The organism is Streptomyces sp. NPDC006643 (genome assembly GCF_042870175.1).
Classification (GTDB): domain Bacteria; phylum Actinomycetota; class Actinomycetes; order Streptomycetales; family Streptomycetaceae; genus Streptomyces.
In genome coordinates this window covers 136,299-153,243 of sequence record NZ_JBIAHA010000014.1, presented here as the reverse complement: position 1 = coordinate 153,243, position 16,945 = coordinate 136,299, and the positions used below count along the sequence as shown (strand labels likewise).

Below are 16,945 nucleotides of genomic sequence, written 5' to 3'. Positions count from 1 at the left end.
CCGATGCGTGCCGACGTCCCCGGTCTGCCGACCCCGCATCCCCTGATCGAGCAACTGCCCGCCGTCTACCTGGAACAGGACTTCCTGCGGCGCTTCCTCGCGGCGCTCGACGACGTGCTCGCCCCGGTGCTGCTGACGATCGACAACGTTCCCGCGTATCTGGACCACCGCAGCGCGCCCGACGACTTCCTGGACTGGCTGGCGGGCTGGGTGGCGGTGGAACCGCACGAGGACAGCCCCGTGGACCGGCGGCGCGCGGAGATACGCGGGGCGGTGGCCCGGCACGCGCGGCGCGGGACGGTCGGCGGACTGGCCGAGGCGGTGCGGCTGGCGACTGGCGGCGCGGAGCCGGAGATCGTCGAGAGCGGCGGCGCCGTCTGGTCGACAACTCCTAACACCCCGCTGCCGGGAGACGCCGTCCCCTGGGTGACGATCCGGGTCAGGGCGGGTGAGGGGCGGCCACTGGACCGGGTACGGCTGGAGGAGCTGATCGCCACGGAAGTCCCGGCGCATGTGGGGTTCACGCTGGAACTGCTCCCGCCGGACGGGAATTCGGGCACGGGCGTGGGAGGTGCTGGGGAGTGATCTGCGAAGCGTGCGGCCACCGGAACACGCCGGGGCGGGAGTTCTGCGCCGCGTGCGAGGCGTTTCTCGCGTGGGAGCCGGAGGAGGGGACGATGACTCCGCCACCCGTACCTCCGACGACGGCACCGGAGCCCTCCGCACCGGCCGCGCAGCCGCACTCACCGCCACCCGTGCCGCCCACCCCGCCACCCACTGCAACTCCCCCACCCCCACGGCCCGATCCCCCGGTCGCGGCCCCGAGACGTCCCGGCGACAGCGCGGACACCCCCGCCCCGGGACCCGACATGCACGCGCACACGCCCGCCGCCGAGCCGACACCACCACCCACCGTCACCGGGCCGCCGATCGTCTGCCCCCACTGCCGTACGGAGAACACCCCGGACCGCACCCTCTGCGTACGCTGCGCCCTCCTCCTGGACCCCGGCCCGCCCCCAGCGATCCGCCCGCCCTGGTGGCGCCGGATCCTCAACCGCGGCCCACGCCAGTCCCCCGTCGCCGGCACCAGGCCGCGACGGGGATGGCGTCGGCCGCGGGTCGGGCTGCCGATCGTGCTGATCCTGCTGGCGGTGGGAATCTGGTTCGCGCTCCCGCACATGTCCGGGCTGTTCGGCCTGGCGAAGGAGGAGACGGGGAAGCCGGAGTCGGTACCGCCATCCGAATGCCGGGCCTCCACCGCGCAGTCGGGCCATCCGGCCGCCGCGGCGGTGGACGGCTTCAACAACCGCTATTGGGCGCCGAAGGAGACCGGTGACGGCATCGGCGAGTTCCTGGAGTGCGACTTCGCCGAGCCGGTGCGGGTGATGAAGCTGCTCGTGTTCTCGGGGACCTCGGCGCGCAAGGACGAATTCCTCACCCAGGCCCGCCCGGCGTGGATCAGCGTCCAACTGACCTCGCGGGACGGCGAACGGACGAGCCGCACCATCCGGCTGCGGGACCAGGCGGGCGAGCAGACCTTCGATCTGCGCGGCACCGACACCGTACGGGCCAGACTCACCGTCAACTCGGCCTACGGTGCGGCGAAGGACCGCCGGATCGCCCTGGCGGAGGTGGAGTTCTTCGGCCGCCGGCCGTGACGGAGCCGTACCACCGGCCGGGGCCTGCCGGGGTGGTCTCGCGACCACCCCGGCGAGGCTGGGCCTCAGCCGAACGGGCTGTTGATCATGATGCAGTCGTACAGCGACCCCGCCACCACGGCGGCCAGACAGACTTGGCCTACGACCGCCAACACTCTTTGCACGTGCGTATTCCCTTCCCACTGTTGATCAAGAACGAGTGGGCAGGCTATCTCACGTCGAATGAATATCCGAATTCAGGCGGACTCGCGTTCCGTTCCGCACGTCATTGGTCGCGCGACACGGAACTCTCCCCCGCCCCGCCACCGGCCATGCGCTCGACCTCATCCAGGCGACGGGCGACTCTACGCGCATCAACATTGTCCCGATGGCGTACCGACTCGAATGCTTGCCGCAATGTCATGCGCGCTTCATCGATGTCGCCCGCCGCGAGTCGCACCTCCGCGAGGAGCATCCGCGCGGCCGTTTCCTCATCGAGGTCGTCGGTGCGGGCGGCGACGGCGACAGCCGTCCTGAGGAGGTCCGTCGCCTCGGCCGGCCGCCCCTCGACGAAGGCCGCCCGCCCGAGACCGCGCAGGGCCTGGACCTCGTATCGAGCCGCCCCTATGTCCTGGGCGATCCGCAGCCCCTCACGATGGTCCCGGACAGATGCCTCCGGGTCTCCCAGCTGCCAGCGCGCCTCACCGATACCGATCAGATTCTCGGCCTGGCTCTTTCGGTCTCCGAGCGCACGGAATTCCGACAGCGTCTCGCCGAAAATGACGAGAGCGGCGGCGGATTCGCCCGACTCCACCAGGACTTCGGCCAGGTTTCTGCGTACCGTGGCCCGGTCGTATCGACTACCTGAATTCTCGAGGAGTGCCATCGATTCCTCGAACGAACGGCGGGCCGCTTCCAATTCACCGGACCGTATTTGCAGGCGCCCGATGTTGTTCAGCGTCTGGGCGGACGCCGTGACGTCACCCGCTTCTCTGAAGTTTGCAAGGGCATTGCGAAAATGATCGAGCGCCCGACCGCGTTCCCCGAGAAACAACAGGGTCACCGCGACATTGTTTCGGCTCCGCGCCCTGTCCCAGACGTCCCCCGAAATCGATCTGATGGCGAGGGATTTCTGGAGCAGGACGAGAGCCTTCCGGTTCTCGCCGAGATGCCAGTTCAGCGTGCCGAGCACGCGTAGCGCCTCGGCCTCCGCCGGCTCGTCCCGGAGCGCACGCGCGAGTTCCAACGCCCGCTCACCCGCCTCGGCGGCCTCCGCGTAACTCCCGATGCTCGCGTCCGCCGCGCACAGGTCGATCAGGGCGCTGCAGAGCGCCGGTTCGTCGCCCGCTCCCTCCCAGTGGGCGACGGCGTGCAGCAGCAGCTTCTTGGCGCCCTGCCAGTAGCACTCCGCCTGGAGGAAGCCGGCCAGGGTGCAGGCGAGCCGGGCCGCGCGTTCGGGGGCGCCGTCGCGTCGCGTCTGCTCCTCGACCGCGAGGAGATTGCCGCGTTCCGCCGCCAGCCAGGTTCGCGCGGCGGCGGTGTCCGCGAAGGCGGGGCCCGGCGTCGGCGGGGCCGGTGGCCCGGGTCGTACGCGCCGGGGATATGCCGCGCGGTCCGCACGGTCGGCCGTCGTGATGTAGAAGTCCGTCAGGCGGGCTACGGCCTGGCGGCGTTCCTGCTCACTGTCATCCGCCTGGGATAAACCATAGGCATATTCACGGAGCAGGTCGTGAAAGCGATAGCGATCCGGTACGGGCTCTCTGAGCAGGTGACATGCCAGCAGACCCTCAAGCAGTCGCTCCGTCGTATCCGCCGGCAGACCCAGCAGGGCCGCCGCCGCGTCGGCGGTGAAATCCGGTCCGGAATGCAGCCCGAGCCGGCGGAAGGCCGTCCGCTGCTGCGCGGTGAGAGTCCGGTAGGACAGTGCGAACGCCCGGGTCATTTCCCGCTCTTGATCCGCGGTGCGAATCTCCGCCAGCCGCCCGGGACTTCGGGCCAGGCGCTCGGCCAGAACTCCCAGCGTCCAGGACGTACGGGCCCGGAATCGATGCGCCACCAACTCGATCGCGAGCGGCAGATATCCGCAGAGGCGAACGATCCGCTCGATCTCCGCGATGTCCCGTGTCCGTTCCTCGCCCGCGAAGCCCCGGAAGAGCGTGATGGCGTCCTCCTTGGACAGGACGTCCAGCGGGACGGACAACGCCTGCGGGATCCCGGTCAGATGGCGGCGGCTGGCGACGATGGTCAGGGACGGTGATCCGCTCGGCAGCAGCGGACCGATCTGTTCGGCCCCGGTCGCGTCGTCCAGGACGATGACCACGCGGCGCTCGGCCAGCATGGTCCGCCACAGGGCCGTACGCCCTTCCAGCTCCGCGGGGATGGAGAAGGCCGGCGCGCCGAGCAGCCTCAGCAGGGTCGCCAGCGCCGCCCTGGGGGTGAGCGGTTCCTGGGCGGGTGAGTGGCCGCGCAGATCGAGATACAGCTGGCCGTCCGGGTATCGCCCCGCGAGCAGATGGGCGGTGGCGACCACCAGTGCCGTCTTGCCGACACCCGCCATGCCGCTGACCGCCTCCACGGTGACGACCGACCCGCGGTCCGCGCCCTTGTCGGTGATCATCGTGCTCAGGGCCCGTAACTCCGACCGGCGCCCCACGAGGGTGGGTTGGTGGGGCAGATTCCGGGGCGGGACCGCGTCGGGCGTCGGCGCGACGGGCGCGGGCGCTTCAGGCGCGGCCACGGTCGTGGACGCGGGCACGCCCGTGGGCGCGGGCGCGGCGGGTGTCACCACTAGGGGCGGGGCTCCCGGCCGCCCCGCACCGGCCCCGTGCGCCAGTTCGCGTGCCGGTACGCGGGCCAGCACCCCCTGGTGGATGGCGTTCAACTCGACGCCGGGCAGCGCCCCGTAGTCCGCCATGAGCGACTGCCGGGCCCGCTGATGGACGCGGAGCGCGTCCGCGTAACGTCCGCTTCCGTAGTAGGCGAGCATCAGCTGGCCGAGCAGGGTCTCGTCCCCGGGGTGCCGGTCGACCAGTACGGTCAACTCGCCGATCTGTTCCGCGAAGCGCCCCAGCCGCAGCCCGGCGGCGATGCGTGACGCGCCGGCGCTCAGCCGCGTCTCCGCGAGCGCTGTCCGTACGGTCTCCGCCCAGTCGCCGGGCAGTCCCGCCAGGGCTTCGCCCTGCCACAACTCCTCTGCGCGCGAGAGCAGTTCCACCGCCCTCGCGTCGCCGCCGTCGGCCGCGAACGCCGCGTCGACGAAGCGCTGGAAACGCTGCCGGTCCACGGAGTCCCGAGCGGCCCGCAGGATGTACGTGTGCGCCCGGCCCTCGATGCTGGGCGCGCCCGGCCCCGTGCCGGCCGACTTCAGCAGTCGGCGGATGCGTGAGACATAGGTGTGCGCGTTCTCGCGGGCGCGGTCCGGAAGATCGCCGTCCCAGAGCCGATGCATGAGTTCGCTGATCGCGACAGGACGTCCCACGTCAAGGGCGAGCGAGGCCAGTAAAATCCGCTCTTTGTCCGATCCGAGCTTCAGCCAGCGCCCGTTCAGCCGAAGCCCCACTGGTCCGAGAATCTGGAATTCCACCAGCGCCCCCGCTGGTACGTCGGATGGCCCACGAGCATGACATCACGCGGCGAATGTCGCCAGACACCGTTGCCATAGTTGGCGCGATCCGTTCTTAATCCTGATGGTCATTTCGACCCGCTCCGGGGTAGGACCCGAAACAGTCCATGTAAATGGCAATCGATCTGTGGGGGGCAGATGGATGAGTGATTCGAGTACGGATTCGCAAAGCCCGCAGGGCTCGCAAGGACCGCACGGGAATGAGATCAGCGGCGAGGCGAGACTGTTCGGCCCCACCGTGCAGGCCCGTGAGGTGCACGGCGGCATCCATCTCCACCCCGCGCCCGGCGCGCCGGCCGCCGCCACACGTCCGCCGCCACCACGCCAACTGCTCCCCGTTCCGGCCCACTTCACCAACCGGGAGGAGGACGTCGCGTCGCTCAACGGGCTTCGCGACACCGGGCTGCCGCTGATCGTCGTCAGCGGTCCGGCCGGAATCGGCAAGACGACCCTGGTGTCCAAATGGCTGCGTTCGCTCAGCACCGAGTTTCCCGACGGCCAGCTCTACGCGGACCTGCGCGGGCACTCGGCGGGCGGGCCGGTGGGACCGGCGGAAATCCTCGGCCAGTTCCTCCGGGCGCTGGGCGCCGGGCCGTCGTCCACGGACACGGTCGAACTGGCCTCGCTCTGGCGCTCGTTCACCGCCGATCTGCGGATCGCGGTCATGCTGGACAACTCCTTCACGGCCGCCCAGATCCGACCGTTGCTGCTCGGCGGGCCGGGCGGACTCGTCGTCGTCACCAGCCGCCGCAGGCTGACCGGTCTGCGCATGGAGGGAGCGGGGTTCCACCAGCTCGCCGCCCTCGGTCCGGCCGCCGGCGTCGAGCTGCTGAGCCGTGGGATCGGCGCGGACCGCGTCGCGGGTGAACTTCCCGAGGTCCGCCGCCTGGTGACCCTGTGCGCGGGCCTTCCGCTCGCGGTCTGCCTGGCGTCCGCCCGGCTCGCGACCCGGCCCAGACAGTCGGTGGGGGCGCTCGCCGACGCCCTCGCCAGGAACGCGGGCGGGGGCCGGCTGGCCGCGCTCGAAGTCGAAGGGGAGACCTCCGTGCACAAAGCTCTGGACGAGTCGTACGCGGTGCTGAGCGAGGAGACCGCCCGGCTGTACAGGACGCTCGGTCTGCTCCCGGTGCGCACGTTCGACGCGATGACCGCCGCGGCGTCCTGCGGGAAGTCGCTGGACTGGGCGGAGCGGCGACTGGACGAGCTGATCGAGGCGAATCTGGTGGAGGACGTCGGCCCGGAGAGCTGCCGCTTCCATGATCTCGTACGGATCCACGCGCACGACCGCGCGCACGAGGACGACACGGACGCCGCGCGCGAGGAGGCACTGCGCCGATTCTGCGACTGGTGCCTGCACACGGCGACGGCGGCTCAGGAGCGCCTGACCCCGGCGCAGTTCACTCTGCCCAGGACCTACGACCACCGGCCGGACCTGCCGCTGCCGTTCGCCGACGACGTGGCGGCGCTCGGCTGGCTCGACTCCCACCGCACCCAACTGCTGGGCGCCGTACGGGCGTCGGCGGACAGCGGCTGGTACGACACGAGTTGGATGCTCGTGGACGCCATGTGGCCGCTCTTCCTGCGATTACGGCACTACGCGTCGTGGATCGAGGCGCACGAGATCGGTCTGGAGTCCGCCCGGCGGGCCGGGAACAAGGCGGCCGAGCGCCAGATGCTCAACTCCGGAGCCATCGGCCTGGGGGCCGCCCGCCGTACCGAGGAGGCCGCCGCCTGGTACGAGGCCTCCCTGCGGGCGGCCCGTGACGCCGGTGACGTACGGGACGAGGGACAGGCGCTGCTGGGCCTCGGCGCGTGCCATCGCGAGGCCGGGCGGCCCGCCGAGGCCGTCGCTCACCTGACTCACGCGATCGAGGTGTGGGAGGAGTGCGGTTACCCACGAGGCGCGGCTCTGGCCCGGACCACTCTCGGCGAGATCGCGCTCGCGGCGGACGCGCCGGACGAGGCGGTCGACTGCTTCACCCGAGCCCACGCGACGATGGTGGCGGTGAACGACCCGCACGACGCGGCGCGCGCCCTCGCCTTCCTGGGGCGCGCCGGTGTGCGGGCGGGGGCGTACGCGGAGGGTATGGCGAGGATGAACGAAGCGCTCGCCGTCTTCACCGGATCCGGGGCGGCTTTCTGGCAGGCGCGCACCCTGGAGATGCTGGGTGAGAGCGCGGCGGAGAACGGGGACGCGAGGGCCGCAGCGGCTTTCCGTACGCGGGCCCTCGCGCTGTTCGAGGCCACGAGCCCCGCCGACGCGCGCCGGCTCGGCGAGGTGGGACCGGGATCGGGATCGGGATCGGGATCGGGGACCGGGCCGTGATGGACGGCCCGGTCCCGATGGGACGGGGTGGTGCCGCTCAGTCGGCCGGTGCGTTGCGGGCACAGGGCCACTCGCGCAGCGAGCGGCCCGCCACCAGCCAGGCATGCAGGCACGACGGCAGCAACGACCGCTCGCCGGAAGCCGGATACGGCCCGTACGGTACGAGGACCGAGGCCCGGGCGGGGCCGCCGCCGGCCACGGCCCAGCCGCCCGTACCCGCCACATCGGCGAGGGGTATCGCGGCGATACCGTACGCCGGGTGCGCGGAGGTGAGGTCCGTCAGGCGGCGCATCGCGTCGGCGACCGAGTGGGCGGCGCGGCTTCCCTGGAGTACATCCGCGCAGTCGAGCAGGCGGCCGTCCCCACAGGTGTCCACGTCCACGACGAAGTGCTCGTCGACGACCGTCGCGCACCGGACGTGGCCCGTGGTCCCGGTGGCGAGGCGCACGCGCGCGTGCAGCCCGCCGGGAAAGGATCTCGTCTCCAGCACGACGAAGCGTGTCACGCGGACACCTCCCCGCGTCCGGAAGCGGCCCACGCGGGCAGCGGCAGCGGCGGCGGTTCCGGCAGCGGGACGGTCACCGGTTCGTGCGCGGGCTGGCCCATCCTCAGCAGTCCGTACATCAGGCCGCGCATGTTCCGGTTGAACCGGCCGGGCTCCGAGGTGATGCGCGACGCGATCGCGGCGTACTCGTCGGGCCGGTACTCCCGTGCGGCGTAGTCGAGTTGGTCCACCAGCGGGTGGGTGGGCGACAGCGTCGGCGCGTGCGCCGCGAGGGCGGCGGCGGGCGACGACGGATTGATCTCCCGCTCGGGCGAGACGGCCAGCAGCATCGGCGCGCCGGTGAGCGTCCCGTAGAGAGTGACCGAGCCGTGATCACCGATGATCCGGTCCGCCGCGATCAGGACGCTGCGCCAGTCCGCCTCGGGCGGCACGATTCCGATCCCCAGCTGAGCGCACCGGGCGAGCCACGACCTGACCTGATAAGCACCGTGCCCCGCCCACACGTTGGGGTGGACGAGCAGGGCCGTACGGTAGTGCGGCGCCGGCAGCTCACCGATCAGCCGGGGCAGCAGCGCGTCGAACCGGCCGAAGGACGACTGCTCGCCCCAGGTGGAGACCGCGACCACCAGTTTCTGCCCGTCGACGAGGCCGAGCGCGCGACGGTATGTGGCGCGCAGCGGCAGACTGGCGGCGATCCGGTCATGCACGGGGTCGCCCACCACATGCGCCAGAGGGATCAACTCCGGGCATTCGCGCGCCAGTTCGCGCAGCTCGGCCTGGTGCGGCACGACCACGGCGGCCGGTAACCGCCCACCGGGGAGCAGATCCTGCCTGCGCAGCCCCGCCACACCCGAGTTCGCTCCCTCGACCACCCTCTTCAGATAGTTGGCCCCGTGCGGCAGTGTGATCAGTGGGGCGTCGATGTACTGGACGCCGCGCGGCCCGGCGGCAAGGGCCAGATCGAAGGTCATGCGCGTCGCTTGCTCCCAGGGGAGCACCATGCTGCCCAGCCTCGCGAGGAAGGCGGGTACGTCGTCGCCGAAGGCGTGCGGCGGCGACGTGAAGACGACCTGGAGCCGGAAGTCGGCTTCCAGCAGCGACAGGACGTCGAGCAGTCGCTTCCCGTACGTCACGGTGTGGACCACCGCGAGGACCTTCTTGCGCCCCACCAGGGTCAGCCACTGTCGTGACTCGCCCACGTTCGCCGGAACGGCGCCTGTTGCGATGGAGCCTGTTTCGAACCTGCTGGCTTCGAACCTGCTGGCTTCGGTCGTACTCGATCCGGTCGTGCTCGATCCGGTCGTGCTCAACGCCGACATGGCGTCCCCCTGTTGACTTCTCTTCCGAGTGCCACGAACTTCCTTCTGCCAATGAAATGCCCGGCAGGGGGGACGGAAGGCTTGACGGACCCTTGCGAGAACCTTGCAAGGGGCTGCGGTGGCGCTCGCAGGGTCCGGACCAGCGGGTGTTACTTGATGGAGCCGGTCCAGTGGGGGTCCTCGGCCAGGATGTCGACGTTCTCGTCCATCCGGGTCATGGTGAACACGATGTCGCGACCGTCGGCCTTGGGCAGTGCGTACTCGGAGGTGAACTTCCCGGTCCTGCCCGGGGCGAGCCGGCCGCCCATGAGCCGGGACCCGTTCTCGGCGGAGAGCGATTCCGTCGTGCCGCCGGTGGTGGCTCCCTTCGCGTCGAAGCCCCACGCGTCGAGGTCCATCGGCTTCTTGGACCCGTTGGTGATGTCCCACGAGACCCGGAAACCGGTCTGGTCCGCCTCGGGCTTGACGTCGTACTCGCCGAAGTCGGCCGCCTTCAGCTCACTCACCTTTGTGACGGTGACCTTGACGCCGTCCTTGTAGCGAAAGCCGTCACCGACCGCGAGTTCGGTGTCCTCCGCCGGCTCCTCGTCGGCGGCCTGCTCCTCCTCGGCGACGGGCTCGTCGTCGGCCGGGGCGGCGTCGGTCTGCTCCTCGGTGGAGGCGCGCTCGGCGGTTCCCTGACCGCTGTCGCCGCAGGCGGCGGTGAGCGGCAGAAGCACGACGGCCGCCACTGCGGCGAGGGCGGTACGTAGGCGGATCATGTGATGTCCCCTCAGGCTGTACGTATGCGCAGAACGTGGGGGGATGGTGAATCTATCGCATATGCCGCGCTATGGAAGGGAGTTGACCGCTCCGACGTGGTTCCGAGACGCGACCCGGGGTCTCCGCCCTCGCCTGGCAGGATCGCGTCTCATGAGTTCTGCCCCCTGGAGCACGCACGCCGTCGAGCTGGGATCCGCCGAGGTGACCAAGCGATTTCGACGTGGGAGCCGAGAGCGGTGCGAGCGGGAGTGGCGGGCGCTGACGCTGCTCGCGACGTACGCCCCCGGACTCGCGCCCGTCCCTCTCCGCGTGGACCTCACGGCCGACGAGCCGGTCATGGTGATGTCCCGGCTGCCGGGCGAACAGCTCCGGGGAAAGCCGCTCACCGGTCGGCAACTCAAAGCGCTGGCAGTCGCGTTGGGTGAGTTGTACGCGGCGGTGCCCGGCCACGTACTGGAGGAGGTGCCCGACAGACCTGGGCGGCAGCAGCAGCTTATCGCCCAGATTCACACCTGGGCGCCGCGGGCTCGCCCACGCGTCGGCGACGCGGTGGGTCGGGCGATGGACCTGGGGCTGGAGTGGCTGGCCCGCTCGGGCATGGAGAGAGCCGGGCGACCGGATGTGCCGCGCGTGCTCGGGCCCGGTGACGGCAATCCGGCCAACTACCTCTGGGACGGCACGCGCGTGCGGATCGTCGACTTCGAGGACTCGGGCCTCAGCGACCGCGCCTTCGAGCTGGCGGAGATCACCGAGCATGTGGGCAGTTGGGTGGACCACCCGCTCGATGTCGACACGTTCCTGGCCGAGTTCGACCTGAACGCCGGGGAACACGCTCGGCTGCGGTACTGCCGGAGGCTTCTCGCGCTGGTGTGGCTGTTCCTGCTGTCGTTCGACAACCCCGAGCAGCCTCGCAATCCGCCGGGAACGGCCGAACGCCAGGCCGTCCGTCTGCGCGGGCTGCTCGCCGCGTACGCCCGGTGAGTCGACTCCGTGACGGAGTCCTCAAGCTGGGAGAGCGGGTCCGCAGTGCCGTGACGTTGCCCGACCGTCCGGCCGGCCTCAGCCGGGCCGCCGGTGAGCGGCAGGGGCAGCGGCAGGGGCTTCAGGGCTTGCGCGCCACCGCGCCGTACATCGCGATGTCGCTGTCGAGGACACCCCGCTGCTCGGCCTCCGGCCACCACTTGTGGGCCTGGGTGACGCCGGGCTCGACCAGTTCCAGGCCATCGAAGAAGGAGACGGCGGTGGCATGGTCACGCAGCACCATCGGCATGTTCTGCCGCTCGTACTCCTCCGCCACCCGGCCGACCTCCTCCGGTGCGAAGTCGCCGGTGCCGATCGTCATCGCCAGAAAGCTCCCCGACGGCAGCGGCTCCAGCAGGCGGTGTACGAGGTCGCGGTCGGCCGGCGGCCTGATGAAGTGCATGATGCCGATGATCATCAGTCCGACCGGCACGTCCAGGTCCAACAGCTCCCGGAACTGGGGGCTTCCCGTGATGGAGTCCGGGTCCCGCATGTCGGCGTCGACATAGGCCGTCGCCCCCTCGGGGGCGCTGTCCAGCAGGGCACGGGCGTGGGTGAGGACGATGGGGTCGTTGTCGACGTAGACCACGTGCGACTCGGGCGCGACCTCCTGGACGACCTCGTGCAGGTTGGGTGACGTGGGCAGCCCGGCGCCGATGTCGAGGAACTGCCGGATGCCGCGCTCCCGCGCCAGATACCGGCCCGCGCGGTGCATGAAACGGCGGTTCTCCCGCATGTGCACGGGCAGCGCGGGCCAGTGACGGCACATCGCGTCACCCGCCTCGACGTCGACGGGGTAGTGGTCCTCGCCGCCCAGAATGTAGTCGTACACCCGCGCCGCGTGCGCCGTGCTGGTGTCGATCCGATCCTTCGGGTTCCGCATCGTCGCGCTCCACACCGTTGTACCGGCCAGCTTGGCGGCCAGGTTACCGCCCATGTGTTCGCCCGCGACTACGCGCGAGTCCCCGCGTCAGGAGCCCGTTCGCGCGAAGGATTTCCGCGCCTCGACGAAGTGACGCTCGCCCACCGCCGCCTGGCCGGCGGGCGCGGAGACCCACAGGTCGTACATCTTGCCGTCCTCGTTCCAGCTCAGGTCGTAGGTACGGCGCGGCCCGCCGTCCTGGGCGCCGCCGTCCCAGGTGAACTCCCAGACAGCGGCGGGGAATCCGTTGTGCGTGGTCTCGCGGACCGAGCCGTCCCGGTAGCCGGGGTAGTCCGACGGGCCGGCCGCGTGCGCCTGCCGCATCACCGCGGCGGGGCCGTTCGGATCGAGCGGCTGGGGATGGACACCGATACGGAAGGCGTCGTCCGCCGAGTTGTAGAAGACCCGGGGCGATTCGTCGGTGCGGACGAAGCCGGCGGGCGTCACCATCGTGAAGCCCGTCGGGTCGGAGACCGTCCGGTAGCCGGCCGGGGCCGGGTCATCGGCGGACCCGGACGGGGCGTCGGTGAGCGGTTCGGGATCGTCGGACGCCTTGTTGCCGCGATCCTTCGACTTGTCGGGGCTTTTGGAGGGCTTCGGTGCCGCGTCCTCGGACTCCTGCCCCTCCCGTACCTCGTCCGCGGGACCCGCGCTCTCCGACGCGTTGGAGTCGTCCCTCGTCACGACCCACGCACCGGTACCGCCCGCCGCGAGGACGACGACCAGGGCGCCGACCAGGAGCGCTCCTCGGACCCGGGGGCGCGCGGCCCGTCCGGGACGGGCGGCGAGCACGACGGGGTCGCCGGCCGGGGACGGGGACCCGGGCCTGGTGGGCGCCGATGTGCGGGACACCGTGGAAGTGGAACGGGACGCGCCAGGCAGCACGAGGGGTACGCCGGGTATTCGTTCCTGTGCCAGAAGCCCGCGCAGCGCGTCCTCCACCGCGTCCGCGCCGAGGCGCCGTGCGGGATCACGCTCAAGGAGTCCGGTCACGACGGGAAGCAGCGGACCGACGGAGTCCGGCACCTTGACCTCGTCCATCACCACGGCGTGCAGCACACCGACCACGGAGTCACGGCGGAACGGCGACTCGCCCTCGACGGCGGCGCAGAGCAGCACCCCGAGCGACCACAGGTCGGACTCGGGACCCGTGCGCTTCCCGGACATCCTCTCGGGCGCGGTGTACTCGGGCGAGCCGACGAACGCGCCCGCCTCCGTCAGCGTCGTCTGCCCGTCGACCTGCGCGATCCCGAAGTCCGACAGCACCACACGGCCCGTACCGGCTTCGAGGAGTACGTTCGCGGGCTTGAGGTCACGGTGCAGCACTCCGGCCGCGTGGGCGGCGCGCAGCGCGGACAGCAGGGCGAGCCCGATCCGGGCGGCCTCGGCGGGTGGCACCGGGCCGTCCACGGCGATCCGGTCGGCGAGCGAGCTGCCGTCGATCAGCTCCATCACGAGCCAGGGCTGCGCGTCGTGCCGCACGACGTCGTGCAGTACGAGGACACCGGGGTGCTTCACCTGCGCGACCGAGCGCGCCTCGCGCAGGGTGCGTTCCCGGCGGCTCTCGGCTTCGGCGGGCGAGAGCCCTTGGTCGACGTGCAGTTCCTTCATCGCGACGGCCCGCCCGAGCAGCTCGTCGTTCGCACGCCAGACCGTGCCCATACCACCGCGCCCGAGCGGTGTAATGACGCGGTAGCGCCCCGCTATGAGATCCCCGTGACTTGCCATGGCGGCATCATACGAACTCCCGTTCGGCAAGCCGTAGTTGGACCGATTCATGGCGGCGGTGCGCGAGGGACGTGACCGAGCGGTGAAGAGGGTTCCCGACCGCGGCCGGTCGGACCCCGACCCGAGGGCGGAAAGAACGTGTGTACGGTCAGCCGCATGACCCTTCAACATCCCGCGGACCGTGGCGGCGACAGGCCCGGGCGGTTCGCCCGGCTTGCCGAGTACGCCTCTAATTTCACCAGCTCACCGGCGTTCTTCGGGGTCTGCATGGTCCTCGTCGGCATCGTCATCGGCGCGCACTTCGCCAAGCTCGAAGTGACCTGGCTGCTGCTCGCCGGTGAGTCGATGACCGCGGTGACGCTGCTGCTGCTCGCCCTGCTGAAGAATTCCGAGCGCCGCGCCGAGCACGCCATCCAACTGAAGCTGGACGCCATAGCGGCGGCGCTCCTGGAGACGCAGGAGGGCAAGCCGGGCACGGCGGTGCACAGCCTCAAGGAGGCCATAAAGATCGAGAAGAACACCTGACGGCCATCCGGCCCCTGGGCGGGGCCGCACCCGAACGCGACCCCGCCCAGGGGCCAGATGGCCGGGACGCCCCGTCCGCGGGCCGGGCGCTCGGCTGATCAGTCCTCGGACAGGAGCCAGCCGATGCGCAGTTCCTCGGCGCCCGGACGGAAGGTCCGGATGAGTTCGGCGCGCTCCGGATCGTCCTCGGGGAGGTGGTCGGCGAGGATCGCCTGCGCGGCGACCGTCTGGGGCCGGGCGCCGAGCGCGGCGCGCAGGTGGAGTGAGCGGCGCAGCATCGCGATCCGTTCGGCGGGCTCCTTGTGCGGTGCGAGGTGCCGGATGATGTAGGACTCGAAGTAGCCGTCGCCGGTCTTCGTCGCAATCTCCAACGCGGTCTCGTAGCGCGGCAGGGCGCCGGCCGCGTCCTCGTCGATGTTGTCCAGCAGGACGGCCCAGTGGTACTCGGCCCAGGCGCGTGTCTTCTCGTCGCCGCCCTCAGCAGCCGCGCGGTAGCCGCCCTCGGCCGCGGCGCGGTCGTCGGGGCGGGGGTCGCGCCGGAACAGCAGGCGGCTGTAGGCCAGTCGCGCCGTGAGCAGATGCGCGGTCGGCGACGCGGGGTCGAGCGCGGCGACGGCCTTCTCGGCCGCCTCGTGCCCCTCGATCCGGAAGAACCAGCGGTCGACGGCGATCTCGGCGCGCAGCTCGGGGTCGGCGTCCGGGCCGAGGACGGCGAGCGCGGCGTCCCATTCCCCGAGCATGTGCAGCCGACGAGCTATGTAGGTGGCATCAGATAGCATGGCACCTACGTTAGAAACCGACGATGTAGGCGGTCAAGTGCAATACGGTGACTACATTGGGAACGTGACACAGCTGGCCGTCGAGCTGGCCAACACCGGGACCCTCGACCAACGCGGCGAACTGGTCGCCGCGTTCTTCACGGAGCACGAGATCACACCGCCGCCCGGCGGCGACTACGGCGACCTGCCGGACCTCGTACGGTCGGCCCTGGCGCAGTCGGTCGACGGCGCCGCCCCCGAGGCCACGCACCGCCTGCTGCGCGACTACCCGCCGGAGATGCACCTGTCGGACCACGACGGCCACGACGGCTGGCACGTGCACTTCAGCCGTAACGGCACCCCGGCCAAGCGCTGGGTCGGCCAACTGATCGCCGCCAAACTCGCGTTGGTCGCGGCCGGGGATCCGGCGGTGACACTGGGGCGGTGCGCCGCGGCCGGGTGCGGGAACTACTTCGCGGACCAGTCGCGTAACCGGACACGCCGATTCTGCTCCAACGCGTGCGCGAGCCGCACGACGGTCGCGGCCCACCGGGCGCGGGCGGCCAAGAAGTCGTAGCCGCCCCCGGCTCGACGCCGACGAGATCCGGGAACCGGGTTCGCACTCCTGACGTCCCCCCGAGGGGACTTACAGACCATCACCGCCGGGGGGCAGAAACGATGAGCGGTAGTGGAGGCGCCGGCGGGGTGCCCGCGGCGCGGATGACGTTCTTCGGCCTGTTCAATCCGTTCGGCGTGGGGCGCCGCGTTTTCAAGCCGTCGCGGGCCGACCGGGTCCAGGATCCGGTGATCAGGAAGATCCAGATCATTCGGACGGTGGTCGGCCTGGCCGTCGCGATCTGGACGCTGGAGTTCTACGACGTGGCGAACGGCGCGGACGCCGTGCTCGACGACCGCATGAACCAGGCGAAGTCGACGTTCATCCTCCTGGTGGCGAGCCTTCCGCTGGTCGTCGCCGGATTCGTCGCGGCGGCCCGCCCGCCCAACCGTCGGATGCTGCTGCGCCGCGTCGGCGGGCCCGTGGCGGCGCTGTTCGTGCTGCTGATCATCTTCACCGTGCCCCGGCTCCTCACGGCGAACGGCTATGACCCGAACGATCACCTGACGGCGGACCTGACCGGGGTTCTGACCGTCGTCATGGCCTTCTGGTTTCTTCTCTCGCTGTGTCCCTTCGTGCTGTACGGGCTCGCCCAGTCGCTCGTGCACGTCTTCCGGACGGCCGACATCCACGAGACGGTCCCGCCCGTGCTGACGATCCTGCTGGTGTGGGAGCTGGCCCTGTTCGACCTGGCCAGGGGCGCGTACGAGAGCGCGCCGTTCGCGGCGCGAACGGTACTCACCCTCGGCCCGCCGCTGGCCGTGACCGCTGTCGCGATGTGGGAGCTCCGGCGGCTGCGCACCCGGCACGGGGTCACTCTGCGCGGCGCCCTGCTCCGGTGACGGCGGCGCCCGCGCGTTGAACGACGGCCCGGACCAGAGATCAAGGACCACAGCCGCCGGCCCTCCCCGAGGAGGACCGGAATCAGATGGATCTCCATCTCGTCGATCTGCCCGGCCCGGAGGGTCGCCAGCGCCTCGCCGTAGACCTGGCCGCTCGGGCCTTCGGACTTCCGGTCGTCGAGCCAGTTGAAGAGCCGTCCGCCGGCGCGTCCCAGCTCCTGCCCGGGCCGATCGTCCGGGCCCGCGACAAAGCCGTCGAGCGACATCGACATGTACAGCCGGATCGGACTGTCCATCCTGGCCTCCCACTCTCCTCCATGGCACCGGGATCCGGTGCTTCCTGGCCCGCCGACCGGGCGGGTG

The 16,945-nt window shown here is 71.0% G+C and carries 14 protein-coding genes and 1 pseudogene; 7 read left to right on the top strand and 8 right to left on the bottom strand.

Annotated elements, in window-relative coordinates:
- The first annotated feature begins 3 nt into the window (after positions 1-3).
- Together ACFYNU_RS20205 and ACFYNU_RS20200 are read left to right on the top strand one after the other, a co-directional pair.
- On the top strand, positions 4-585 hold the full coding sequence (locus tag ACFYNU_RS20205; protein WP_356591333.1) for a phage tail protein: 582 nt from the start codon (positions 4-6) through the stop codon (positions 583-585).
- A 284-nt stretch (positions 586-869) separates the two neighbouring features.
- Positions 870-1,658 carry an NADase-type glycan-binding domain-containing protein gene (locus ACFYNU_RS20200; RefSeq protein ID WP_356591335.1) on the top strand — a complete coding sequence of 263 codons (789 nt, stop codon included), beginning with the start codon at positions 870-872 and terminating at the stop codon, positions 1,656-1,658.
- Between the two features lie 265 nt (positions 1,659-1,923).
- Here the strand turns inward: ACFYNU_RS20200 and ACFYNU_RS20195 are convergent, their stop codons facing one another.
- Positions 1,924-5,196 (bottom strand): tetratricopeptide repeat protein, encoded by a 3,273-nt coding sequence (locus ACFYNU_RS20195; protein ID WP_356591337.1) that lies wholly within the window; start codon positions 5,194-5,196, stop codon positions 1,924-1,926.
- A 205-nt stretch (positions 5,197-5,401) separates the two neighbouring features.
- Between ACFYNU_RS20195 and ACFYNU_RS20190 the strand changes: the two genes are divergently transcribed.
- Positions 5,402-7,585 carry a tetratricopeptide repeat protein gene (locus ACFYNU_RS20190; RefSeq protein ID WP_356591339.1) on the top strand — a complete coding sequence of 728 codons (2,184 nt, stop codon included), beginning with the start codon at positions 5,402-5,404 and terminating at the stop codon, positions 7,583-7,585.
- 37 nt (positions 7,586-7,622) lie between these two features.
- Here ACFYNU_RS20190 and ACFYNU_RS20185 read toward each other — a convergent pair whose 3' ends face one another.
- The 3 genes from ACFYNU_RS20185 to ACFYNU_RS20175 form a co-directional block, all read right to left on the bottom strand.
- Positions 7,623-8,090, bottom strand: coding sequence for a hypothetical protein (locus ACFYNU_RS20185; RefSeq protein WP_356591341.1), 468 nt, complete (start codon positions 8,088-8,090; stop codon positions 7,623-7,625).
- A complete protein-coding gene (locus ACFYNU_RS20180; protein WP_356591516.1) occupies positions 8,087-9,259 on the bottom strand; it encodes a hypothetical protein in 1,173 nt (390 codons plus the stop codon). The genes ACFYNU_RS20185 and ACFYNU_RS20180 overlap by 4 nt, the downstream gene beginning before the upstream one ends.
- A gap of 299 nt (positions 9,260-9,558) precedes the next feature.
- A complete protein-coding gene (locus tag ACFYNU_RS20175) occupies positions 9,559-10,170 on the bottom strand; it encodes a hypothetical protein (RefSeq protein ID WP_356591343.1) in 612 nt (203 codons plus the stop codon).
- Positions 10,171-10,321: 151 nt separating this feature from the next.
- Between ACFYNU_RS20175 and ACFYNU_RS20170 the strand changes: the two genes are divergently transcribed.
- Positions 10,322-11,152: an aminoglycoside phosphotransferase family protein gene (locus ACFYNU_RS20170; RefSeq protein ID WP_356591345.1), complete on the top strand. Its 831-nt coding sequence runs from the start codon at positions 10,322-10,324 to the stop codon at positions 11,150-11,152.
- A 121-nt stretch (positions 11,153-11,273) separates the two neighbouring features.
- Here the strand turns inward: ACFYNU_RS20170 and ACFYNU_RS20165 are convergent, their stop codons facing one another.
- Both ACFYNU_RS20165 and ACFYNU_RS20160 read right to left on the bottom strand, forming a co-directional pair.
- Complete coding sequence (locus ACFYNU_RS20165; RefSeq protein WP_356591347.1) at positions 11,274-12,074, bottom strand: SAM-dependent methyltransferase; 801 nt, start codon at positions 12,072-12,074, stop codon at positions 11,274-11,276.
- Between the two features lie 87 nt (positions 12,075-12,161).
- The gene (locus tag ACFYNU_RS20160) at positions 12,162-13,841 is read right to left on the bottom strand and encodes a protein kinase (protein ID WP_356591349.1); all 1,680 of its coding nucleotides are present in this window, start codon (positions 13,839-13,841) and stop codon (positions 12,162-12,164) included.
- A gap of 156 nt (positions 13,842-13,997) precedes the next feature.
- On the opposite strand from ACFYNU_RS20160, the gene ACFYNU_RS20155 reads away from it, so the two are divergent.
- Positions 13,998-14,366 carry a low affinity iron permease family protein gene (locus tag ACFYNU_RS20155; protein WP_356591351.1) on the top strand — a complete coding sequence of 123 codons (369 nt, stop codon included), beginning with the start codon at positions 13,998-14,000 and terminating at the stop codon, positions 14,364-14,366.
- Positions 14,367-14,464: 98 nt separating this feature from the next.
- On the opposite strand, the gene ACFYNU_RS20150 is transcribed toward ACFYNU_RS20155, so the two are convergent.
- Complete coding sequence (locus ACFYNU_RS20150) at positions 14,465-15,145, bottom strand: hypothetical protein (protein WP_356591353.1); 681 nt, start codon at positions 15,143-15,145, stop codon at positions 14,465-14,467.
- A gap of 64 nt (positions 15,146-15,209) precedes the next feature.
- On the opposite strand from ACFYNU_RS20150, the gene ACFYNU_RS20145 reads away from it, so the two are divergent.
- Both ACFYNU_RS20145 and ACFYNU_RS20140 read left to right on the top strand, forming a co-directional pair.
- Positions 15,210-15,701, top strand: coding sequence for a CGNR zinc finger domain-containing protein (locus ACFYNU_RS20145; protein ID WP_356591355.1), 492 nt, complete (start codon positions 15,210-15,212; stop codon positions 15,699-15,701).
- Positions 15,702-15,802: 101 nt separating this feature from the next.
- The gene (locus ACFYNU_RS20140; RefSeq protein WP_356591529.1) at positions 15,803-16,582 is read left to right on the top strand and encodes a hypothetical protein; all 780 of its coding nucleotides are present in this window, start codon (positions 15,803-15,805) and stop codon (positions 16,580-16,582) included.
- Here ACFYNU_RS20140 and ACFYNU_RS20135 read toward each other — a convergent pair.
- Positions 16,513-16,878 (bottom strand): annotated as a pseudogene (locus ACFYNU_RS20135) (dihydrofolate reductase); the annotation flags it as partial. The gene ACFYNU_RS20140 and the pseudogene ACFYNU_RS20135 overlap by 70 nt on opposite strands.
- Positions 16,879-16,945 lie beyond the last annotated feature (67 nt).